Here is a 22728-nt window from a genome sequence, read left to right as displayed (position 1 = left end):
AATAGATTCTGAAGGCATAATGAATTCCGCAATAAGACGGAATTTGATATGAATCTGCATCAGTTCAAGTTTGTTCAGGAAGCCGTGCGGCGCAACCTGAACCTCACCGAGGCGGCCAAGGCACTGCACACCTCGCAGCCCGGGGTATCCAAGGCCATCATCGAACTCGAGGAAGAACTGGGCGTCGAGATCTTCGCGCGCCACGGCAAGCGGCTGAAGCGCGTCACCGAACCTGGCCAGCACGTCATCGCCAGCATCGAGCTGATCATGCGCGAGGTGGGCAACCTCAAGCGCATCGGCGAGCAGTTCAGCGCGCAGGACAGCGGCACCCTCTCCATCGCCACCACCCACACCCAGGCGCGCTACGTGCTGCCGGTGCCCGTGGCCAACCTGCGCGAGGCGTACCCCAAGGTCAACGTGAGCCTGCACCAGGGCTCGCCCGACCAGGTGGCGCGCATGGTGATCGACGAGATCGCCGAGATCGGCATCGCCACCGAGTCGCTCGACGGCTACGCCGAACTCGTCACCCTGCCCTGCTACGAATGGCAGCACGTGCTGGTGCTCCCCAAGGACCACCCGCTGGCCTCCAAGGAGCGCATCTCGCTGGAGGACCTGGCGAGCGAGCCGATCATCACGTACCACCCCTCGTTCACCGGCCGCACGCGCATCGACCACGCCTTCGCGCAGAAGAAGCTCACGCCGCGCATCGCGCTCGAGGCCATCGACTCCGACGTGATCAAGACCTACGTGCGCCTCGGCCTGGGCGTGGGCATCGTGGCCGAGATGGCCGTGCGCGACGAGTCGAACGCCGACCTCGTGGTGCGCCCCATGGGCCATGTGTTCGGCCAGAATATCGCGAGGGTCGCTTTCAAGCGCAGCGCCTACCTGCGCAACTTCGTGTTCAAGTTCGCCGAGCTGCTGTCCGACCGCCTCGACCGCAACCTGATCGCCAAGGCCCTGAGCGGCCATCAACAAGACTACGAACTATGAGCACGGCTCAATCTCCACGCACTCCCGACGTTGGCACCAAGCTGCCTTCCGTCGGCACAACCATCTTCACGGTCATGTCGACCCTTGCGGCCGAGAAGAACGCGGTCAACCTGGGCCAGGGTTTCCCGGACTTCAACTGCGACCCGAAGCTGCTGGAAGACGTGACGGCCGCCATGGCCGCGGGCCACAACCAGTACCCGCCGATGCCCGGCATCCCGGCGCTGCGCGAAGCCATCGCCGCCAAGATCTCGGCGCAGTACGGCCACAGCTACAGCGCGGCCAACGAGATCACCGTCACCGCCGGCGCCACGCAGGCGATCATCACGGCCATCCTCGCCGTGGTGCGACCGGGCGACGAGGTGATCGTGCTGGAGCCCTGCTACGACAGCTACGTGCCGAACATCGAGCTGGCCGGCGGCAGCGTGGTGCGCGTGCCGCTGGTGCCGGGCACGTTCCGCCCCGACTTCGACAAGATCGCCGCCGCGCTCACGCCGCGCACGCGCGCCATCATCATCAACACGCCGCACAACCCGAGCGCCACGGTGTGGACCGAGGCCGAGATGCGCCAGCTCGAGGAACTGCTCGCGCCCACCGACGTGTTCGTCATCAGCGACGAGGTCTACGAGCACATGGTGTTCGACGGCGCCCGGCATGAAAGCGTGGCGCGCTTTCCGGGCCTGGCCGCGCGCAGCTTCATCGTCAGCAGCTTCGGCAAGACCTACCACGTCACCGGCTGGAAGGTCGGCTACGTGGCCGCGCCCGCTCCGCTGATGGCCGAGTTCCGCAAGGTGCACCAGTTCAACGTGTTCACCGTGAACACGCCGATGCAGCATGCGCTGGCGCAGTACATGGCCGAGCCGAAGCCGTACCTGGAGCTGCCGGCCTTCTACCAGCGCAAGCGCGACCTGTTCGCCGCCGGCCTGGCCGAGAAGACCCGCTTCAGGCTGCTGCGCAGCGAAGGCAGCTACTTCCAGTGCGTGGACATCTCGGCGGTGAGCGATCTCTCGGAAGCCGAGTTCTGCCTGTGGCTCACGCGCGAGATCGGCGTGGCCGCCATCCCGCTGTCGGCCTTCTACGGCAACGGCTTCGACCAGCGCGTGGTGCGCTTCTGCTTCGCCAAGAAGGACGAAACGCTGCTCGCGGCGCTGGACCGCCTCGCACGGCTCTGACGACTGCGGCCTTGCCCGCATGAAGAACAACCCGGTTGCGATCCTGAGGCTCGTTTTCGGTGCGGTCGGCCTGGTGCTGTGCGCCGTCGCATGGCTGCTGCACCACAACACGGCATCCTTCATCGCGTCGGCCAGCCGCACGCAGGGCGAGGTGATGCGGCTGCTCTACGTGGAAAGCTCGAAACGCAACGAATCGGGTACCTGGAAGCCGCTGGTGCGCTTCAAGGCGCCATCGGGCGAGATCATCGAGTTCGCGCCGTCGAGCAGCAGCAGCCCGCCGGCCTACGAGGTCGGCGAGACGGTCGATGTGTTCTTCGACCCGAATGACCCGCAGGACGCCATGCTCGACGGCTTCTTTTCGCTGTGGGGCGGCGCGGCCATCACGGGTGGCCTGGGCCTTGTTTTCCTGCTGGTGACGGCGGGGCTTCTCTTCATGCCTGCGAGCGCACCGGCAAAGCGCCGACGCCCACGGTAGGACGTTGCCTGACCACCGGAGGCGCTACCCTCCGGCCCTCCGCGCGATTCGACAGGGCCAGCATGAAGGCTCATCGCAACAACGCCCTGGAGAGAAAACATGTCGCTCTCGTTCATTCTGCTGATCATCCTGATCCTGCTGCTGATCGGCGCACTGCCAAGCTGGGGCTACAGCCGCTCCTGGGGCTACGGACCCAGCGGCGGCCTTGGCCTGGTCGTGCTGATCGTGGTGATCCTCGTGCTCATGGGACGCATATAGCCTTTGCGGCCAACGCGTCCCGATATTGAGGGAACCAAGGGAAAAGCCCGCGCAAGCGGGCTTTTCTTCGTTCGGCAATCCGTCATCAGGCCTGCAACTGCGCCCAGGCCTTGTCCAGCCGCTTCACGCTCACGGGCTGCGGCGTGCGCAGTTCCTGCGCGAAGAAGCTCACCCGCAGTTCCTCCAGCAGCCAGCGGAATTCGAGCATGCGTTCGTCCACCACGCCCTTGCGCTCGGCCACGAGGCGCCAGTAGCGCTGTTCCTGCGGCTTCAGCTCGGCGAGCTTGCTCGCGTCACGGGCCGGGTCGGCGCGAAGCTTGTCGAGCCGCAGCACGATCGCCTTGAGGTAGCGCGCGAAATGCTGCAGCTGCGTCCACGGCGCGTCGGCGATGAAGCGCTTGCCGACCAGCCGCTGCAGCTGCTGCGCGGCGTCCTGCACGGCCTCGGGTTGGATCTTGGTGTCCTTGATCTTGCGCGCGGCCGCGGCGTATTCGACGAGGATGGCCGACGCGAGCCGCGCGACCTCGTTGGCGATCAGCGTGAGGCGGCCACGGCCCTCCTCCAGCCGGCGCTTGAACGCGAACTCGTCCGTCGGCAACGGCTCCTGCAGGAACGCACGGTCGATCGCCACGTCGATGATCTGCGTGCGCAGCTCCTCCGAAGTACCCAGCGGCATGTAGGCCACCGACATCTTCTGCAGGTCGGGGATGTTCTTCTCGAGGTACTTGAGGGCGTCCTTGAGCTGCAGCGCGAACAGGCGTCGCAGCCCGGCGCGATGCTTCGCGGCGGCCACGGCGGGTTCGTCGAACACCTCGATGGTCACGGCGTCGCCTTCGTCGCGCAGCGCCGGAAAGCCGATCAGCGACTGCGAACCGCGGCGCACCTCCATCAGCTCGGGAAGCTCGCCGAAGGTCCAGGCGGTGTAGCGCTGGCCGGCCGGCAGCGCGGGAGGCGCGTCCGCAGCCTTGGCGGACGGCTTCGAACGCTGGTCCGGCTGGATTGCGGCAGCTTTCTTCTCCGGCGGCGCCTTGATGTTCAGCCCCGCCAGCGCCTGGAAGGCCCCCCGCGCCTGCGCGCCCAGTTCGGCCTTCAGCGCGCCGAGGTTGCGCCCCATGCCCAGCTGCCGGCCGTGCTCGTCGACCACGCGCAGGTTCATGAACAGGTGCGGCGCGAGCATGTCGAGCTTGAAATCGGCGCGCTTGACGTCGATGCTGGTCATGTCGCGCACGCGCTTGAGCAGCACGTCTGTCAGCGAGCCGGTGCCGAACACTTCGGGCACCGACAGTTCTTCCGCCAGCTTCGAGGCCGATTCGGGCAGCGGCACCAGCCGCGAGCGCGGGCGCTGCGGCAGGCTCTTGAGCAGCGCCTGGATCTTGTCCTTGAGCATGCCCGTCACCAGCCATTCGCAGCGCTCTTCGCTCACCTGGTTGAGCACGAAGAGCGGCACGCTGACGGTGAGGCCGTCCTTCGCGTCGCCGGGCTCGTGCAGGTAGCTCGCGGCGCAGTCGACACCGCCCAGCCGCACCGTCGGCGGGAAAGACTGCGTCGTGATGCCCGCCGCCTGGTGGCGCATGAGCTCGTCGCGCGTCAGGTACAGCAGGCGCGGCTGGTCCTTGGAGGCCTGGCGGTACCAGTTCTCGAAGCTGATGCCGCTGGCCACGTCGGCGGGCAGTTGCGCGTCGTAGAAGGCGAAGATCAGCTCGTCGTCGACCAGCACGTCCTGCCGGCGCGACTTGTGTTCCAGCCCTTCGACCTCGCGCACCAGCTTGCGGTTGGCCTGCAGGAACGGGAACTTGCTTTCCCACTGCCCGCCGACCAGCGCCTCGCGGATGAAGATCTCGCGCGCGGCGACCGGATCGACCCGCGTGAAGTCGACGCGCCGACCGCTGTAGACCACGAGGCCATAGAGCGTCGCGCGCTCCAGCGCCGACACCTGTGCGCCCTTCTTCTCCCAGTGCGGATCGAGCAGCTGCTTCTTCAGCAGGTGCCCCGCCACCTCCTCGAGCCACTGCGGCTCGATGTTGGCGATGCCGCGTCCGAAGAGCCGCGTGGTCTCGACCAGCTCGGCCGCGACGATCCAGCGCCCCGGCTTCTTCTTCAGGTGCGCGCCGGGGTGCTTGTGGAACTTGATGCCCCGCGCGCCGAGGTAGGCCTCGTCGTCCTCCAGCTTCCAGCCGACGTTGCCCAGGAGGCCCGACAGCATCGACATGTGCAGCGCCTCGTAGCCGGCGGGCTGGGCATTGATGCGCCACTTGTGCTCTGTGACCACGGTGAGCAGCTGCGAATGGATGTCGCGCCACTCGCGCACGCGGCGGATGTTGATGAAGTTCTGGCGCAGCAGCTGCTCGTATTGCCGGTTGCTGAGCTTGTGGGTGTCTCCGTGCCCGCCGCGCGCGTCGGCGATCCACTTCCACAGCCGCAGGTAGCCGCTGAACTCGCTTTTCTCGTCGTCGAACTTCGAGTGCGCCTGGTCGGCCTGCTGCTGCGCATCCATCGGGCGGTCGCGCACGTCCTGCACGCTGAGGGCCGAGGCGATGATGAGCACTTCTTCGAGTGCGCTGCGCGAGCGGGCTTCGAGAATCATCCGGCCCACGCGCGGGTCCAGCGGCAACTTCGACAGCTCCGCGCCGGTGTGCGTGAGTTCGTTGGCGTCATCGACCGCGCCCAGCTCGTTGAGCAGCTGATAGCCGTCTGCAATGGCGCGCGGCGACGGCGCCTCCAGGAACGGGAAGCGCGCCACGTCGCCCAGGCGCAGCGACTTCATGCGCAGGATCACGCCTGCCAGCGAGGAGCGCAGGATCTCGGGGTCGGTGAAGCGCGGACGGCTTTCGAAGTCCTTCTCGTCGTACAGGCGAATGCAGATGCCGTTCGCCACCCGGCCGCAGCGGCCCGCGCGCTGGTTGGCGGCCGCCTGGCTGATCGGCTCGACCAGCAGCTGCTCGACCTTGCTGCGGAAGCTGTAGCGCTTGACGCGCGCGGTGCCGGTGTCGATGACGTAGCGGATGCCCGGCACGGTGAGCGAAGTCTCGGCCACGTTGGTGGCCAGCACGATGCGCCGGCCCGTGTGGCCGTCGAAGATGCGGTCCTGCTCCGGTCCCGAGAGCCGTGCGAACAGCGGCAGCACCTCGGCGCTGCGCAGCAGCGGCTGGTGGCTCAGGTGGCGGCGCAGGTGGTCGGCTGCTTCGCGGATCTCGCGCTCGCCGGGCAGAAAGACGAGGATGTCGCCCGCGTTGTGCGGATCGCGCCAGAGCTCGTCGACCGCGTCGGCGATGGCGTCGTTCAGGTCGTGCTCGCGCGATTCCTCGAAGGGGCGGTAGCGCTGCTCCACCGGGAAGGTGCGGCCCGACACCATGATGGTGGGCGCCGGTCCCTTCGCCGACGCGAAGTGCTGCGCGAAGCGGTCGGCGTCGATGGTGGCCGAGGTGACGATCACCTTCAGGTCGGGCCGGCGCGGCAATATCTCGCGCAGGTAGCCCAGCAGGAAGTCGATGTTCAGCGAGCGCTCGTGGGCCTCGTCGATGATGAGCGTGTCGTAGGCCTTCAGCAGCGGATCGGTCTGCGTCTCGGCCAGCAGGATGCCGTCGGTCATCAGCTTGACGGAGGCGTCGCGCGACAGGCGGTCCTGGAAGCGCACCTTGAAGCCGACGACGTCGCCCAGAGGCGTTTTCAGCTCTTCGGCGATGCGCTTGGCCACCGAGCTCGCGGCAATGCGGCGCGGCTGCGTGTGGCCGATGAGCCGGCCCTTGCCGGGCTCGGCGTTGAGCTTGCCGCGGCCCAGCGCGAGGGCGATCTTCGGCAGCTGCGTGGTCTTGCCCGAGCCCGTCTCGCCGCAGACGATCACGACCTGGTGCTGCGCGATGGCGTCCATGATCTCGTCGCGCCTGCTCGATACAGGAAGCGATTCGGGGAATTCGATGCGAAGGGGTGTGGTGGTCGTCAAGGGAAAACAGTCGTCGGGCCGGCGCGGCGGGCAAACCGTCGATTATCGGCGCGCACCGCGGCTGTTGCACGGCATCCACATCGCGCGGTCCGGTTGCAACACGATCCGTAAATAGTCTTTACTCAATTGCAAACCGCCACTACGATCGCGTCCATGTCCTATCGCCTTGCCCCCATCTCCTTGCGCCGTCGCTGCGCAAGCCGTGCGCCCCGGGCGCACGGGCGGGCCAAGTTGCCTCGTCCTGCCTGATCGAAGCTCCGCGCACGTTCGCGCGCTTCGAAGACAGAAGCGCCGCAACCGACACCCACAGCGTCCCGACAGCCGATTCCTTCATGCCGAAGGAGCGGCCGCCATTCCGTACCTGTGTACCTGCATGAACGGCTCCAGGAGCCGAAGAAAAAGAAAAACCAGACCATGTCCAAAGACATCCGTTCCCAACTGCATGCCGAGCTCGCCGAGCGCACTCGCCACCTGCAGACCGTCGCCGAAGCCCTGAAGACCGAGCTCTTCGGCATCGACGACATCATCGATCGCGTGATCGACTCGATCCGCGCCTGGTACGTGCTGCCGCAGCTCATCAGCCGCCCGGTCATCGTCTGCCTTTGGGGCCTGACGGGCACCGGCAAGACGCAGCTGGTGCGCAGGCTCGCGCAGCACCTGGGCTTCTACGACCGCTTCATCGAAGTGCAGATGGACGGCTTCAGCCATGGCTCGGGCCATCACAGCCGCGGCTCCATCTCGGCCATGCTGGCCGAATCGGGCATCGCCGAGGGCTCGCCCGGCATCCTGGTGCTGGACGAGTTCCAGCGCTTCCGCACAGTCGACAACGGCGGCCACGACGCCAAGGTAGAGCGCTACCAGGACGTGTGGGCGCTGCTGTCCGACGGCCGCCTGCCTCCGGCTCTGTCGATGCTCGGCGAGATCGAGTCGTCGCTGGCATACGCCGAATACACGCAGGACCGCGACGGTTCCGACAAGAAGAAGGAAGACAAGAAGCGCAAGCTGCACCTGTCGCCCTGGGAGGCGCGCGAGGTGAAGCGCTGCCTGAAGCTGTCGGAGACGCTGCTGCAGATCATGGCGTGGAAGCCCGCCGAGGTTCACGCGCGCCTGCGCGCCTTCCGCGACACGCAGCAGAGCTGGGAGACCGACTACAGCAAGCTGCTGGTGTTCGTCTCGGGCAACCTCGACGAGATGTACGCCGAGACGGCGCAGCGCGTGGAAGACTGCGACACCGACGCCGACATCTTCCACGAGCTGACGAAGAAGCTCTCCGTCATCGACGTGAAGAAGGCGCTGGCCGAGCGCTTCCGCCCCGAGCAGATCGCACGCCTGGGCAACAACCACGTGATCTATCCCTCGTTCAACCGCGCGACCTACGTGCGCCTGATCCTGTCGATCTGCGACCGCTATGTGGCCGAGATCCAGGAAAGCTCCGGCGTGCGCTTCGTGCTCGACGCGAGGGTGTACGAGCAGATCTACGCCAACGCCGTGTTCCCGGCGCAGGGCACGCGACCGCTGTTCTCGTCGATCCACGCGATCCTGAGCGCCACGCTGGTCAACGCCGCGCTGTGGGCGCTGGAGCAAGGCGCCAACGGCAGCGAACCCGTGTGGCTGACGCTGGACGCGGGCGTGTCGGCCATCACGGCGAAGTACCGCAAGGCACGCCGCCAGTTTCCGGTCACGCTGGAGCTGAACCGCCTCAAGCAGCGTTCGAGCGAGGACTTCCGCGCCCTGCTCGCCGTGCACGAGGCCGGCCACGGCGTGGTGTACGGCCTGCTGTTCGCCCGTGCGCCGCAGGAGATCAAGATCAACGTGGCCTCGTTCGAGGGCGGCTACAACAGCTACGAGCAGCGCAAGGCCTGGTCTAAGAAGAACCTGCGCGATCGCATCTGCGTGAGCCTCGCGGGCCGCGCCGCCGAGCAGCTTGTGTTCGGCGAGCAGGCCTGCACGACGGGCGCCACGCAGGACTTCATGCAGGCGACCGCCCAGGCCGCGCAATACGTGCGCCACTTCGCCTTCGGCACGCGCCTGAGCCGCACCGACGTCGCGAACGACCCGAACGACGACGTCAACACCGATGTCGGCGCGACAAACCCCGAGATCGAGGCGCTGCTGGCGCAGGAACACGCTCGCGCGCTCGCACTGCTGGACGCCCATACGCCGGCGCTCATGGCGGTGGTCGACGCGCTGCTGCGCGACGGCTCCATCGCCCCGTCGGAGCTGGCCGGGATGCTCGGGCTGCCGGAGCCGGCCGCCGGTGCCGGCGGTACGGCCACCGACGCCTACGCGGCGCTGCTGGCGAGCTTCCGCGCCGATCGGCTCGACCTGCCGCCGCCGTCGTCGCCCGGCGGCGGCGGTTCCGTCCCGGCGAGCGCGGCCCGCGTGCTGCGCGCGATCGCCTGATCCGGCCCGGTCGGGCCGAGTCAGGCAAATGGCTTTTCATGAATGCACAATCACGCCCCATGTCCACCGTCTTCAATTTCACCTTCGTGCCCTGGTTCCGCTCGGTCGCGCCCTACATTCACACGCACCGCGGTAAGACTTTCGTGGTCGGGCTCGCGGGCGAGGCGATCGCGGCGGGCAAGCTGCAGAACATTGCACAGGACCTGGCGCTGATCCAGAGCATGGGCGTGAAGATCGTGCTGGTGCACGGCTTCAGGCCGCAGGTCAACGAGCAATTGGCGGCCAAGGGGCACGAGGCGAAGTATTCGCACGGCATCCGCATCACCGACGAAGTGGCGCTCGACTCCGCGCAGGAGGCCGCTGGCCAGCTGCGCTACGAGATCGAGGCGGCCTTCAGCCAGGGCCTGCCGAACACCCCGATGGCGGGATCCACGGTGCGGGTGATCTCGGGCAACTTCATCACCGCGCGGCCGGTGGGCGTGGTCGACGGGGTGGACTTCAAGCATTCGGGCTTGGTGCGCAAGGTGGACGCGGCCGGCATTCGCCGCACGCTGGATTTCGGCGCCATGGTGCTGATGTCGCCCTTCGGCTTCTCGCCCACGGGCGAGGCCTTCAACCTGACGATGGAAGAAGTCGCCACCAGCGTGGCCATCTCGCTGCAGGCCGACAAGCTGATCTTCCTGACCGAGATTCCCGGCATCCGCATCGACAGCGAGCTGCCCGAGAGCGAGGACAACCCCATCGACACCGAGCTGCCGCTGTACGCCGCCGAAAAGCTGCTGGCCTCGCTGCCGCCGCCGCAGAAACCCACCGACACCGCCTTCTATCTGCAGCACTGCGTGAAGGCCTGCAAGGCCGGCGTGGAGCGCAACCACATCCTGCCCTTCGCGCTCGACGGCTCGCTGCTGCTGGAGGTGTACGTGCACGACGGCGTCGGCACGATGGTGATCGACGAGAAGCTCGAGAGCCTGCGCGAGGCCTCGGTGGACGACATCGGCGGCATCCTGCAGCTGATCGAGCCCTTCGAGCGCGACGGCACCCTGGTCAAGCGCGACCGCACCGAGATCGAGCGCGACATCCACCAGTACACGGTGGTCGAGCACGACGGCGTGATCTTCGGCTGCGCGGCACTCTACCCCTATCCCGAGGCGCGCACGGCCGAGATGGCGGCGCTCACGGTGTCGCCGCAATCGCAGTCGCAGGGCGACGGCGAGCGCATCCTCAAGCACATCGAGCATCGCGCCAAGGCCATGGGCCTGGAAAGCATCTTCGTGCTCACCACGCGCACCATGCACTGGTTCCTCAAGCGCGGCTTCCAGCAGGTCAACCCCGACTGGCTGCCCGAGGCGCGCAAGCGCAAATACAACTGGGACCGCAAGAGCCAGGTGCTGGTCAAGAAGATCTAGCCCCGATGACACTCGCCACCGCCCTGCTCTTCGCCATCGTGGCCTTCGCCGCCATCGCCACGCCCGGACCGACGGTGCTGCTGGCGCTCAGCAACGGCTCGCGGCACGGCGTGCGGCGTGCGCTGCCGGGGATGCTCGGCGCTGTGCTGTCCGATTTCGTGCTCGTCGGCGCGGTGGCGCTGGGCCTGGGCGCGCTGCTGGCGGCGTCGGAATTCTGGTTCTCGATGCTGAAGTGGGTCGGCGCGGTGTACCTGGCCTGGCTGGGCCTGCGGATGCTGCGCTCCAGGGGTGGTTTCCAACTGCCGGCCGCCGATGCGGCGCCCTCGGCCTCGGCGGGGGAGAGCCGGCGCATCTTCCTCAAGTCCTTCTTCGTGGCGGTGACCAACCCCAAGGGCTACATCTTCTGCTCGGCGCTGCTGCCGCAGTTCATCGACCCGTCGGCGGCGCAGGCACCGCAGTACATCGTCATCGCCCTGATCTTCGCGGCCTTGGACATGGCCGTGATGCTGGCCTACGCCTTCGTCGGCGCCCGGGCGATCCGGCTGCTGACCGTGTCGGCAACCCGCTGGATCGACCGCGCCTGCGGCGGCATGCTGCTGGCGCTGGCCGGCTCGCTGGCCTTCTATCGCCGCAGCGCCGCCTGAGAACGGCCACGTCCGCCCCTGCCGCCGGCCCGCGCGAGTAGCCGCTTCGCCGGGAGCGGTAACACCTGTCACCGATAATCCCGGCCATGAATCCCCTGCTTTCCCGGTTGCAACCCTACCCCTTCGAGCGGCTGAAGCAGCTGTTCGCGGGCGTCACGCCCAACCCCGAGTTCACGGCCATCAGCCTGGGCATCGGCGAACCCAAGCACGCGACGCCGGGGTTCATCAAGGACGCGCTGAGCGCCAGCCTCGGCGCCCTGGCCGCCTACCCCGCCACCGCCGGCGACCTGAAGCTGCGCACCGCCTTCACCGACTGGCTCAAGACCCGCTACAGCCTCTCGCTCGACCCGGCCACGCAGGTGCTGCCGGTCAACGGCTCGCGCGAGGCGCTGTTCTCGCTGGCCCAGACGGTGGTCGACCCGACCGCCTCGCCGCAGCCGGTGGTGCTGTCGCCCAATCCGTTCTATCAGATCTACGAGGGCGCAGCCCTGCTCGCCGGCGCCGAGCCGTACTACGTGCCCAGCGTGCCGGCGCGCAACTTCGCGGTCGACTGGGACAGCGTGCCCGAGGAGGTCTGGGCCCGCACGCAGCTGGTTTTCGTGTGCTCGCCGGGCAACCCGACGGGCGCCGTGATGGCGCTGGACGAGTGGAAGAAGCTCTTCGCGCTCTCCGACCGCCACGGCTTCGTGATCGCCGCCGACGAGTGCTACAGCGAGATCTACTTCCGCGACGAGCCGCCGCTCAGCGGCCTCGAGGCCTCGGTGAAGCTCGGCCGGCCCGACTTCCGCAACCTGATCGCGCTGACCTCGCTGTCCAAGCGCAGCAACGTGCCAGGCCTGCGCAGCGGCTTCGTGGCGGGCGACGCGGCCAGCATCAAGAAATTCCTGCTCTACCGTACCTACCACGGCAGCGCCATGAGCGGCACCGTGGCGGCAGCCAGCATCGCCGCCTGGGGCGACGAGTCGCATGTGGTCGACAACCGCGCCCAGTACCACGCCAAGTTCGCGGCCGTCACGCCGCTGCTGGAGCCGGTGCTCGACGTGCGCCTGCCCGACGCGAGCTTCTACCTCTGGGCCGGCGTGCCCGAAGTGTGGGCTGGCGACGACGAAGCCTTCGCCCGGGAGCTCTACGCTCAATACAATGTGACGGTTTTGCCGGGGAGCTATCTGGCGCGCGAGACGACCTACGGCGCGCGCAGCATCAACCCCGGCCGGGGCCGCATCCGCATGGCGCTTGTGGCCGAGACGGCCGAATGCGTGGAGGCCGCCGAGCGCATCGTCCGCTTCTGCAAGGACGCCCGCCGCTGACCTGCTCCGCTTGACCCCTGCCCCCATTTTTCACCCGAGACTCTCCATGACCCAGCAACTGCAACAAATCATCGACGCCGCGTGGGAAGACCGCGCCAACATCTCGGCCGCCGCCTCGACGGCCGAAGTGCGCGACGCCGTCGAGCACGTCATCACCGAACTCAACAACGGCAAGCTGCGCGTGGCCACCCGCGAAGGCGTGGGCAAGTGGACCGTGCACCAGTGGATCAAGAAGGCCGTGCTGCTGTCGTTCCGCCTGAAGGACAACGAGCAGATCCAGGCCGGCTCGCTCGGCTTCTACGACAAGGTGCCCACCAAGTTCTCGCACCTGTCGGCCAACGAGCTGAAGGAATCGGGCGTGCGCATCGTGCCGCCGGCCGTGGCCCGCCGCGGCAGCTACATCGCCAAGGGCGCGATCCTGATGCCCTCGTACGTGAACATCGGCGCCTACGTGGGCGAAGGCTCCATGGTCGACACCTGGGCCACCGTGGGCTCGTGCGCGCAGGTCGGCGCCAACGTGCACCTCTCGGGCGGCGTGGGCCTCGGCGGCGTGCTGGAACCCCTGCAGGCGAACCCGACCATCATCGAGGACAACTGCTTCATCGGCGCGCGCTCCGAAGTGGTCGAAGGCGTGATCGTCGAGGAGAACTCGGTTCTGGGCATGGGCGTGTACATCGGCCAGAGCACCCCGATCTTCAACCGCGACACCGGCGAGATCTCGTACGGCCGCGTGCCCAGCGGCAGCGTGGTCATCAGCGGCAACCTGCCCAAGAAGACCAAGTCGGGCCAGGACTACAGCACCTACGCCGCGATCATCGTGAAGACGGTCGATGCGCAGACGCGCTCGAAGACCAGCTTGAACGACCTCCTGCGCGACTGACAACTCCCCGCCGGCCCCTCTTGCGGGGCCGGTTTTTCTTCAGAGCTCCAGAGAAAACAACAGCACCCGAGGAGAGAGACCGATGAACATGATGGAACGGCTTCTTCGTCTGATGGCCGAGCGCAAGGCATCCGACATCTATCTCTCGGCCCACTCGCCGGTGCTGATCCGGATCAACGGCATCTGCCTGCCCGTCAACGCGCAGGTGCTGCCGCCCACGGCACCGCTGGCGCTGCTGTCCGAGGTGGTGCCCGCCGCGCGCATCCAGGAGCTGGAAAGCACTGGCGAACTCAACATGGCCGTGCACCTCGAAGACGCCGGCAATTACCGCGTGAGCGCCATGCGCCAGCGCGGCACCTATGCGGTGGTGGTGCGGCACATCGCCTCCACCATTCCCAGCTTCGAAGAGCTGAACCTGCCCGACATCCTGAAGACGCTCATCATGGAGCGCCGCGGGCTGATCCTCATGGTCGGCGCCACCGGCGCGGGCAAGACCACCACGCTGGCCTCGATGCTCGATTACCGCAACGAGCACGCCAGCGGCCACATCCTCACGGTGGAAGAGCCGATCGAGTTCACCTACACCAACAAGAAGTCGGTGGTGAACCAGCGCGACGTGGGCAGCGACACCACCTCGCTGCAGACGGCGCTGAAGAACGCGCTGCGCCAGGCGCCCGACGTGATCCAGATCGGCGAAATCCGCGACCGCGACACCATGTCCGCCGCCATCGCCTATGCGCAGTCGGGCCACCTGTGCGTGGCCACGCTGCACGCCAACAATAGCTACCGCGCGCTGAACCGCATCCTGAGCTTCTACCCCGTCGAAGTGCGCCCCACGCTGCTGGGCGACCTGGGCGGCGCGCTGCGCGCCATCGTCTCGCAGCGCCTGCTGCGCACGCCGGTGGGCGGGCGCGTGCCGGCGCTCGAAGTCATGCTCAACACCGCGCTGGTGGCCGAGCTGATCGAGAAGGGCGACTTCTCCGGCGTGAAGGAAGCCATGGAAAAGTCGATGGCCGAAGGCTCGCAGACCTTCGAGGAAGACATCGCCCGCCTCATCACCGAGGAGCGCGTGACACGCGAAGAAGGCCTGTCGCAGGCCGACTCGCCCACCAACCTCATGTGGCGCCTGCAGAATCGCGCGGCGCCCAAGCAGCACGTCGACGACCGCAACCTGACGGACCAGGTCGACGAACCCACCTTTACCGACATCACGCTGGACGTGAAGTTCTGAACCTCGCCTTTTCCCGATGTCCCGTACGCTCCAGCTCGCCGAACAACTCATCTCGCGCCCTTCCGTCACGCCTGACGACGCGGGCTGCCAGCAGATCCTCGGCGAGCGGCTGGCGCGACTGGGCTTCACGCTGGAAACCATCGAGAGCGGCCCGGCCGACTTCCGGGTGACCAACCTCTGGGCGGTGCGACGTCCCGCGGACGCGAAGGCCGGCACCAAGACGCTGATGTTCGCCGGCCACACCGACGTGGTGCCCACCGGCCCCGTCGAGCAGTGGACCAGCCACCCCTTCACGCCTACGCACCGCGACGGCAAGCTCTACGGCCGCGGCGCCTGCGACATGAAGACCTCGGTCGCGGCCTTCGTCACCTCCATCGAGGAATTCCTGCAGGCGCAGCCCGAGCCGAAGCTCACGCTGGCGCTGCTGCTCACGAGCGACGAGGAAGGCCCCGGCATCGACGGCACGGTCGTCGTCTGCAATGCGCTGGCCACGCGCGGCGAAGTCATCGACTACTGCATCGTGGGCGAACCCACCGCGGTGGAGCGCTGCGGCGACATGATCAAGAACGGCCGCCGCGGCACCATGAGCGGCAAGCTCACGGTCAAGGGCGTGCAGGGCCACATCGCCTATCCGCATCTGGCCAAGAACCCGGTGCACACGGTGGCGCCGGCGCTGGCCGAACTGGTGGCCATCAATGCCGCCGGCGGCTGGGACGCAGTGAGCAACCCGTACTTCCAGCCGACCAGCTGGCAGATCAGCAACTTCCACGCTGGCACGGGCGCGAGCAACGTGATTCCGGGCAGCGCGGTGATCGACTTCAACTTCCGCTTCTCGACCGAATCCACGCCCGAGTCGCTGCAGCAGCGCGTGCACGCCGTGCTCGACGCGCACAAGGTCGACTACACGCTGGCCTGGACCATCGGCGGCCTGCCCTTCCTGACCACGCCGGGCGAACTGGTGGAGGCAGTTCAGGGCGCGATCCGCGATGAGACCGGCATCGAGACCGAGTTGTCGACCAGCGGCGGCACCAGCGACGCACGCTTCATCGCCAAGATCTGCAGGCAGGTGGTCGAACTCGGCCCGGTGAACGCCAGCATCCACAAGATCGACGAGCACATCGACGTGGCCGAGATCGAGACGCTGAAGAACCTGTATCTGCGCACCATCAGGCGACTGGACGCCGCGCTCGCCGGATGAGCACCGTCATCGAACTCATCGAGTCGGGCGCGAAGCGGCTGGAAGAAGCCGGCGTCGCCTTCGGCCATGGCACGGCCAACGCCTTCGACGAAGCAGCGTGGCTGGTGCTGTGGCGCCTGAAGCTGCCGCTGGACGACCTCGACGGCGTGGCCGACACGCCCGTGTCGCCCGCCGACGCCGGCAAGGTGGCGGCGCTCATCGACGAACGCATCGCCACGCGCAAGCCCGCCGCCTACCTCACCAAGGAAGCATGGCTGCAGGGCGTGCCCTTCTACGTGGACGAGCGCGCCATCGTGCCGCGCAGCTTCATCGCCGAGCTGATCGCCGACGGAACCATCGACTACTGGCTGGGCGAACACACGCAGCGCGTGCTCGACCTGTGCACGGGCAACGGCAGCCTCGCGGTGCTCGCGGCGCTCACCTACCCGGACGTGACGGTGGACGCGGCCGACCTGTCGGTCGAGGCCCTGGAGGTCGCCGCCATCAACGTCACCCGCCATGAGCTGGACGCGCGCGTGCGGCTGGTCGAGTCGGACGGCCTGAAGAACCTGCCCGGCCCCTACGACCTGGTGCTGTGCAACCCGCCCTACGTGAACAGCGCCAGCATGGCCGCCCTGCCCGCCGAATACCGCGCGGAGCCCGAGCTGGCGCTGGCCGGCGGCACCGACGGCATGGATTTCGTGCGGCAGCTCCTGGCCGACGCGCCCTCGCGCATGAGCGAACAGGCGGTGCTGGTGCTGGAGATCGGCAACGAGCGCGAGTACTTCGAGGCGGCCTTCCCGCAGCTCGAAGTCTTCTGGCTCGAAACCTCGGCGGGCGAAGACCAGGTGCTGCTGGTGACGCGCGACGCCCTGGTGGCCGGCGCCGGCGTGCGTTAGCTGCGCTCGCCCAGCCCTTTCAGCCGCTTTCTCGCAGCCATCCGCTGCGAAAACCCATTCACCGGGTCATTTCCCCGCACCTTTGCCCCTTTTTTCCAGGGCGCGAAGGGCCGGGCGGGATAATCGCCCCTACGGTTCCTCTTTCATGATCACTCTCAAGAACGTCATTCTTCGCCGCAGCGCCAAGGTCCTGCTCGACGGCGCCACGGTCACCCTCAATCCCGGCGAGAAGGTCGGGCTGGTGGGCCGCAACGGCGCCGGCAAGTCCACCCTGTTCGCCCTGCTCAACGGCTCGCTGCACGAAGACGGCGGCGATTTCTCCATTCCCAAGCAGTGGCGCATGGCCCAGGTGGCGCAGAACATGCCCGAGACCGAGGATTCGGCCACCGACTTCGTGGTGGGCGGCGACACCCGCCTGACCGAGCTGCGCGAGCAGCTGGCCGCCATCGAGGCCGCCTACGCCGAGAACCCCGACGACGCCGACATCGGCATGCAGCTGGCCCACGCCTACACCGACCTGGCCGACGCCGGCGAGCACGACGCCGTGCCGCGCGCGCAGGCGCTCATCCTGGGCCTGGGCTTCAAGACGCACGAGCTCGACGCGCCCGTCAACAGCTTCTCCGGCGGCTGGCGCATGCGCCTGCAGCTGGCGCGCGCGCTGATGTGCCCGAGCGACCTGCTGCTGCTCGACGAACCCACGAACCACCTGGACCTTGACGCGCTGGTGTGGCTCGAGGCCTGGCTGCAGAAGTACCCGGGCACCATGATCGTCATCAGCCACGACCGCGAGTTCCTCGACGCCGTGACCGACGTCACCCTGCACATCGCCAACGCCCAGCTCACGCGCTACGGCGGCAACTACAGCAAGTTCGAGGACATGCGCGCGCTGCAGATGGAGCAGCAGCAGCAGGCCTTCGCCAAGCAGCAGGACAAGATCGCCCACCTGCAGAAGTTCATCGACCGCTTCAAGGCCAAGGCCAGCAAGGCCAAGCAGGCGCAAAGCCGGGTCAAGGCGCTGGAGCGTATGGAACGCGTGGCGCCGCTCCTGGCCGAAGCCGACTTCAGCTTCGAGTTCAAGGAGCCGGGCAACATCCCCAACCCGATGCTGTCGATCAGCAACGCGAGCTTCGGCTACGTTGTCGAGGACGACGAGCCTAAGACCATCCTGCGCGGCGTCAACCGCTCGGTGCTGGCGGGCCAGCGCATCGGCATCCTGGGCGCCAACGGCCAGGGCAAGTCGACGCTGGTGAAGACCATCGCGCGCGAAATGGGCGCGCTGGCCGGCCAGGTCACCGAGGGCAAGGGCCTGAACATCGGCTACTTCGCGCAGCAGGAGCTCGACGTGCTGCACCCCGAAAGCAACCCGCTGGAGCACATGGTGCGCCTGGCGCGCGAGCTCGGCGGCAACGCCAAGGAGCCCTCCGGCGAGCAGGCCCTGCGCGGCTACCTGGGCAGCTTCAACTTCAGCGGCGACATGGTCAAGCAGCCCGTGGGCACCATGAGCGGCGGCGAGAAGGCCCGCCTCGTGCTCGCGATGATGGTCTGGCAGCGCCCCAACCTGCTGCTGCTCGACGAGCCGACCAACCACCTCGACCTCGCCACCCGCGAGGCGCTGGCCGTGGCACTCAACGAGTTCGAGGGCACGCTGATGCTGGTGAGCCACGACCGTGCGCTGCTGCGCTCGGTGTGCGACGAGTTCTGGCTGGTGGGCCGCGGCGTGGTCGGCGACTTCGACGGCGACCTCGACGACTACCAGCGCTACCTGCTCGACGAATCCAAGCGGCTGCGCGAGGAAGCCAAGGTGGCGGTGCGCGCGGCCGAGGCCGCCGCGGCGCCGGCAGCCGCTCCTGCCCCGCAGCAGCGCAAGCAGGACGCCCAGGATCGCCAGCAGCGCAGCGACCAGGCCAAGCCGATCAAGCGAGAGATCGCCCAGATCGACGAACGCCTGGCCAAGGCCGGCACCGAGCGCACCGAGCTCGAGGCGCGGCTGGCCCAGCCGCTGCCCGCCGCCGAAATCGCCGAGGCCGGCAAGCGGCTGAAGGCGCTCAACGACGAAATCGGCCGCCTCGAGGAGCGCTGGCTGGCCCTCTCGGACCAGCTGGAAGCCCTGGTGGCCTGACTGAGCAACAGCCAGCAACAAGCAAGGGAGCCGCCGGATGCCGTCAGCCGTCGAACTGGCCCGTGGTGACGAGAAACTCATCGCCGCCATCCACCGCAGCCGCCGCCTCATCAGCCGCAAGGCGCTGATGGCGGCAGCGGCCAGCGCGGTTCCCCTGCCCGGCCTCGACTGGATGGCCGATGCCGCGCTGCTCTCGCGGCTGGTGCCGCAGATCAGCGCGGAATTCGGCCTCTCGGTCACGCAGGTCGAGAAGCTCGCGCCGCACCAGCGCGAGCGCATCCAGAAGGCCGCGACCACGGTGGGCGCGCTGCTGGTCGGGCGGCTGGTCACGCGCGACCTGCTGCTTCGCCTCGCCAAGCATGCCGGCGTGCGCCTCACGGCCAAGCAGGCGACCAAGTACGTGCCCATCGCCGGGCAGGTGGTGTCGGCCGCGCTGGGCTACGCGGCGCTGCGCGCCCTCGGCGAGCAGCACATCAAGGACTGTGTGCGCGTCAGCTCCACTCTCGCTCTCGCGCCTCCCGAACCGCACGATCGCGCCTGAGCGCCTCGCGGTCGAACAGCACCTGCGCTGCCCAGGCCGCGCAAACCAGCCCGAAGCAGCCGGCACCGGCGATGCCCGGGTGCCCCAGGATCAGCCCGGCGACCAGCCCCGCAAGGGACGCCAGCGCCAGCAGCACGCACAGAGCGCGGTCGAGCCGCAGGCCCGAGGGCAATCGCCTGCGCACCGCACGCTCATCGCTTCGCGGGCCGGGGGCGGGCCTCCGGCGCGGGCTTCAGGGCTTCCTCCTTCATCCGCTGCTCGTAGGCGGCCACGAGCGCGACATAGTGCCGCGACATCACGTCGGCCACCCGACCCAGGCCGATCTTGCTGATGGTCGGCTGCGGAATGCCGGTTCGATGTTCGATCTGCTTCTGCGTGAGGCCCATGGCCCTCAGCGCCATGACCAACTCCCGTGGCTTCATCTATTACTCCCTTTTCAAACTATTCTAGAGTTTGAGAGGAATATTCGTTTGGGCTTAAATCCCCATCCGATGGACAGCATTGCCAAACGCGCCTTGGCCGCGCGCAAATTCGCCAAGATGACCCAGAAACAGGCCGAAGTGGTTTCGGGGGTCAAACAGTCCAGCATTTCCAAGATCGAGCGCGGAGACGTCAGCCGCTCGATGAGCGTGCTCGCGCTGGCGCGCGCCTACCGGGCCGATCCGAACTGGCTGGACACAGGCGACGGCCCCGCTCCCTGGGACGAGGATCAGATCCGCCAGGCGCGCGACCGGGCCAACGAGCCGCCGGGGCCCTATCGGGTGACGCACACGCCGCCGTCGATCCCGAGCTTCAACCCGCGCACGCCCGGCACGGTGCCGCTCATTTCCTGGGCGGACGCCGCCAACTGGGACAGCCACGAGATCTCGCAGCAGCCGCATGCCGAGCGCTGGATACCCTGCATCGCCCACCACAGCCTCCAGAGCTATGCGCTGCGCGTTCGCGGCGACAGCATGACTTCGCCCAGCGGCCAGCTCAAGAGCTATCCGCCCGGCTCGATCGTGTTCGTCGACACCTCGCTGCGCACGCCCGACGACGGCGAACGCATCATCGCGAAGCTCGAGGACAGCGACGAGGTCACCTTCAAGGTGTTCAAGCAGGACGACGGTCGCCGCTGGCTGCTGCCGCTCAACCCCAAGCACGAGCCGGTGCGCACGGCCTTCACGGTGCTGGGCACCGTCGTGGGCAAGTGGGAGGACGAGGACTGAGCCCTCATGCGAGCGGCGCCTCCGGCAAAAAATTAGCCGGAAATTAGCTGGAACACGATTTCGTCGAGGTCAGGTTGCGTGCAGGTTCGGAAGCGATATTCATGGCTCTCCCTGTGGCCTGCATCCTCTGATCCTCCCTCCTCCAGCAGGTCACCTTCAAGCCCGCCTCGTGCGGGCTTTTTTTTTAAAAAAATTTCTCGCCACCAGGCTGCGCGGCACTTCGTGCCGCTTCGCCACCCCCCCTACCGGGGGCAACACCTGAGGCCCGGCAGAGCCGGCTCCTCGGTGTTCCTGAGATCGGCGCGGTGGTGGGGTTGTGTCGCGCCCTTGGGGTGGTGCATTTGGCGCCTTGCCCGTACATTTCGCGCCTTGCAGGTCCCGTTTCGTCGCAACTGCCTCGCGGGGCGGAGCAGCGGGCACGAGACTCGCGGAATGACAGGCAGCCCGGGCGTTCCGGGTGTACAACCGCTGCCCCCATGCAATATCAAGAAAACAATGCGTTGGAGGATCACCCCGGTTCGTCGTTGCGCGCTGCGCCTGCGCGCTCGCGGCCGGGGTGGCCCGTTCAGGGCGCCGTGCTCGGCGCCGTCCTGCTGCTGATGAGCGGCTGTGCGGTCGGGCCGGACTTCAGGACACCCGACCTGCCGGCCGCGGCCAGCGGCGCCGACTACACGCCCGCGCCGATGCCGGCGCGCACCGTGAAGTCCGACGTGCCGGCCGGCCAGGCGCAGGAGCTGCTGCCGGGCCGCGACATTCCGGCCCAGTGGTGGGAAGTGTTCCGCTCCGAACCGCTCGATCGGCTGATCCGCGCTTCGCTCGCGCAGAGCCCGACGCTGGCTTCCGCTCAGGCCGCACTGCGGCAGGCCGAGGCCACCTACGATGTGAAGTCGGGCAACCTGCTGTGGCCGCAGGTCACGGCGCAACTGGGCGTGCAGCGCGAGCGGGCATCGGAAGTGAGCACGCGGGTGGCGGGCGGCCAGTTGCTCACGCTGTACAACGCGTCGGTCAACGTCAGCTACAACCTCGACGTGTTCGGCGCCTCGCGCCGGCAGGTCGAAGGCGCTCAAGCCGCCGTGGAAGCGCAGCGCTACCAGGTGGAGGCGACCTACCTCACGCTCACGTCGAACCTCGTCACCACCGCGATCCGCGAAGCCGCGCTGCGCGGCCAGCTGCAGGCCACGCGCGAGGTGCTGCAGGCGCAGCGAGAGCAGCTGAACGTGATCGAAAAGCAATTCGACACCGGCGCGATCCCCAAGTCGATCGTGCTGCAGCAGCGCACGCAGGTCGCGCAGACGCAGGCGGCAATACCGCCTCTGGAGAAATCGCTCGCGCAGACGCGCCACCAGCTCGCGGTGTTCGCGGGCCGGCTGCCTTCGGAGCAGGGCCTGCCCGAGTTCGACCTCGCCAGCCTCTCGCTGCCGCAGGAGCTGCCGCTGTCGCTGCCGTCGGAGCTCGCGCGCCAGCGGCCCGATGTGCGTGCCAGCGAGGCCCAGCTGCACCAGGCCAGCGCGGCAGTCGGCGTGGCCACGGCGAATCTCTATCCGCAGATCCAGTTGAGCGCCAGCTACGGCAACACCTCGCTGCGCGCACGCGACCTGTTCACCGGGCCGACCACGCTGTGGAACATCGGCGCCGGGCTCACGCAGCCGATCTTCAACGGCGGTGCCCTGCGCGCGCAGCAGCGCGCCGCCGTCGCCGCCTACGACTCGGCGGCGGCGCAGTACCGCAACACCGTGCTGGGCGCATTCCAGAACGTGGCCGATGCATTGCGCGCGCTCGAACTCGACGCCGCCACGCTGCAGGCCCAGGCCACGGCCGAGTCGCTCGCGAAGCAGTCGCTCGACCTGTCGACCGCGCAGTTCCGTGCCGGCGCGGTGAGCTACGTGACGCTGCTCACCGCACAGCAGGCCTGGCTGCAGACCCACACGGCGCTGGTGCAGGCGCAGGCCGCCCGCTATGCCGACACGGCCGCCCTCTTCCAGGCGCTGGGCGGCGGCTGGTGGAACCGAGGCGCTCTGGCCGAGGCCGCGATCGCGCCAGGACAGCCTACACAACAGGCATCGGCACCGCTGAACTGAGCG

General features: G+C 67.8%; 19 protein-coding genes. 16 read left to right on the top strand and 3 right to left on the bottom strand.

Going from position 1 to position 22728, the window contains the following annotated elements:
• Positions 1 to 48 precede the first annotated feature (48 nt).
• The 4 genes from FHT32_RS07040 to FHT32_RS07025 all read left to right on the top strand — a co-directional run bounded on the left by FHT32_RS07040 (position 49) and on the right by FHT32_RS07025 (position 2892).
• Entirely contained in the window at positions 49 to 990 is a 942-nt protein-coding gene (locus FHT32_RS07040; protein ID WP_093195336.1) for a CysB family HTH-type transcriptional regulator, read from the top strand.
• Positions 987 to 2159 carry a pyridoxal phosphate-dependent aminotransferase gene (locus FHT32_RS07035; protein WP_176663922.1) on the top strand — a complete coding sequence of 391 codons (1173 nt, stop codon included), beginning with the start codon at positions 987 to 989 and terminating at the stop codon, positions 2157 to 2159. The genes FHT32_RS07040 and FHT32_RS07035 overlap by 4 nt, the downstream gene beginning before the upstream one ends.
• A 19-nt stretch (positions 2160 to 2178) precedes the next feature.
• Entirely contained in the window at positions 2179 to 2634 is a 456-nt protein-coding gene (locus FHT32_RS07030) for a DUF3592 domain-containing protein (protein WP_176663921.1), read from the top strand.
• Positions 2635 to 2733: 99 nt separating this feature from the next.
• On the top strand, positions 2734 to 2892 hold the full coding sequence (locus tag FHT32_RS07025) for a DUF3309 family protein (protein ID WP_126019481.1): 159 nt from the start codon (positions 2734 to 2736) through the stop codon (positions 2890 to 2892).
• A gap of 85 nt (positions 2893 to 2977) precedes the next feature.
• On the opposite strand, the gene hrpA is transcribed toward FHT32_RS07025, so the two are convergent.
• A complete protein-coding gene (gene hrpA, locus FHT32_RS07020; protein WP_256098936.1) occupies positions 2978 to 6760 on the bottom strand; it encodes an ATP-dependent RNA helicase HrpA in 3783 nt (1260 codons plus the stop codon).
• Positions 6761 to 7246: 486 nt separating this feature from the next.
• Between hrpA and FHT32_RS07015 the strand changes: the two genes are divergently transcribed.
• The 10 genes from FHT32_RS07015 (at position 7247) to FHT32_RS06970 (ending at position 19439) form a co-directional block, all read left to right on the top strand.
• The gene (locus FHT32_RS07015; protein ID WP_176663919.1) at positions 7247 to 9235 is read left to right on the top strand and encodes an AAA family ATPase; all 1989 of its coding nucleotides are present in this window, start codon (positions 7247 to 7249) and stop codon (positions 9233 to 9235) included.
• 59 nt (positions 9236 to 9294) lie between these two features.
• Positions 9295 to 10641 carry an amino-acid N-acetyltransferase gene (argA, locus tag FHT32_RS07010; RefSeq protein ID WP_176663918.1) on the top strand — a complete coding sequence of 449 codons (1347 nt, stop codon included), beginning with the start codon at positions 9295 to 9297 and terminating at the stop codon, positions 10639 to 10641.
• 5 nt (positions 10642 to 10646) lie between these two features.
• Positions 10647 to 11285 carry a LysE family translocator gene (locus FHT32_RS07005; RefSeq protein WP_176663917.1) on the top strand — a complete coding sequence of 213 codons (639 nt, stop codon included), beginning with the start codon at positions 10647 to 10649 and terminating at the stop codon, positions 11283 to 11285.
• An 86-nt stretch (positions 11286 to 11371) separates the two neighbouring features.
• Entirely contained in the window at positions 11372 to 12592 is a 1221-nt protein-coding gene (dapC, locus tag FHT32_RS07000) for a succinyldiaminopimelate transaminase (RefSeq protein WP_176663916.1), read from the top strand.
• Positions 12593 to 12638: 46 nt separating this feature from the next.
• Positions 12639 to 13472: a 2,3,4,5-tetrahydropyridine-2,6-dicarboxylate N-succinyltransferase gene (gene dapD / locus FHT32_RS06995; RefSeq protein WP_176663915.1), complete on the top strand. Its 834-nt coding sequence runs from the start codon at positions 12639 to 12641 to the stop codon at positions 13470 to 13472.
• A gap of 82 nt (positions 13473 to 13554) precedes the next feature.
• A complete protein-coding gene (locus FHT32_RS06990) occupies positions 13555 to 14703 on the top strand; it encodes a PilT/PilU family type 4a pilus ATPase (RefSeq protein ID WP_176663914.1) in 1149 nt (382 codons plus the stop codon).
• A gap of 16 nt (positions 14704 to 14719) precedes the next feature.
• Positions 14720 to 15901 (top strand): succinyl-diaminopimelate desuccinylase, encoded by a 1182-nt coding sequence (gene dapE / locus FHT32_RS06985; RefSeq protein WP_176663913.1) that lies wholly within the window; start codon positions 14720 to 14722, stop codon positions 15899 to 15901.
• Positions 15898 to 16779, top strand: coding sequence for a 50S ribosomal protein L3 N(5)-glutamine methyltransferase (gene prmB, locus FHT32_RS06980; RefSeq protein ID WP_176663912.1), 882 nt, complete (start codon positions 15898 to 15900; stop codon positions 16777 to 16779). The genes dapE and prmB overlap by 4 nt, the downstream gene beginning before the upstream one ends.
• Positions 16780 to 16924: 145 nt before the next feature.
• Positions 16925 to 18898 carry an ABC-F family ATP-binding cassette domain-containing protein gene (locus tag FHT32_RS06975; protein ID WP_176663911.1) on the top strand — a complete coding sequence of 658 codons (1974 nt, stop codon included), beginning with the start codon at positions 16925 to 16927 and terminating at the stop codon, positions 18896 to 18898.
• A 37-nt stretch (positions 18899 to 18935) separates the two neighbouring features.
• Positions 18936 to 19439: a hypothetical protein gene (locus FHT32_RS06970; protein WP_176663910.1), complete on the top strand. Its 504-nt coding sequence runs from the start codon at positions 18936 to 18938 to the stop codon at positions 19437 to 19439.
• On the opposite strand, the gene FHT32_RS06965 is transcribed toward FHT32_RS06970, so the two are convergent.
• Positions 19390 to 19623 carry a hypothetical protein gene (locus tag FHT32_RS06965; RefSeq protein WP_176663909.1) on the bottom strand — a complete coding sequence of 78 codons (234 nt, stop codon included), beginning with the start codon at positions 19621 to 19623 and terminating at the stop codon, positions 19390 to 19392. The genes FHT32_RS06970 and FHT32_RS06965 overlap by 50 nt on opposite strands.
• Positions 19624 to 19630: 7 nt before the next feature.
• Complete coding sequence (locus FHT32_RS06960) at positions 19631 to 19861, bottom strand: transcriptional regulator (protein WP_176663908.1); 231 nt, start codon at positions 19859 to 19861, stop codon at positions 19631 to 19633.
• Positions 19862 to 19930: 69 nt separating this feature from the next.
• Here FHT32_RS06960 and FHT32_RS06955 point away from each other — a divergent pair, with 69 nt between their 5' ends.
• Together FHT32_RS06955 and FHT32_RS06950 are read left to right on the top strand one after the other, a co-directional pair.
• Positions 19931 to 20647 (top strand): XRE family transcriptional regulator, encoded by a 717-nt coding sequence (locus FHT32_RS06955; RefSeq protein WP_176663907.1) that lies wholly within the window; start codon positions 19931 to 19933, stop codon positions 20645 to 20647.
• 476 nt (positions 20648 to 21123) lie between these two features.
• Positions 21124 to 22725 carry an efflux transporter outer membrane subunit gene (locus tag FHT32_RS06950; RefSeq protein WP_176663906.1) on the top strand — a complete coding sequence of 534 codons (1602 nt, stop codon included), beginning with the start codon at positions 21124 to 21126 and terminating at the stop codon, positions 22723 to 22725.
• Positions 22726 to 22728: the final 3 nt, after the last annotated feature.

Origin of the sequence: Variovorax sp. SG517, from assembly GCF_013376045.1 — a bacterium.
Lineage (GTDB): Bacteria > Pseudomonadota > Gammaproteobacteria > Burkholderiales > Burkholderiaceae_C > Variovorax.
The sequence above is the reverse complement of the archived record's forward strand: the minus strand, read 5'-3'. Positions and strand labels throughout refer to the sequence as shown.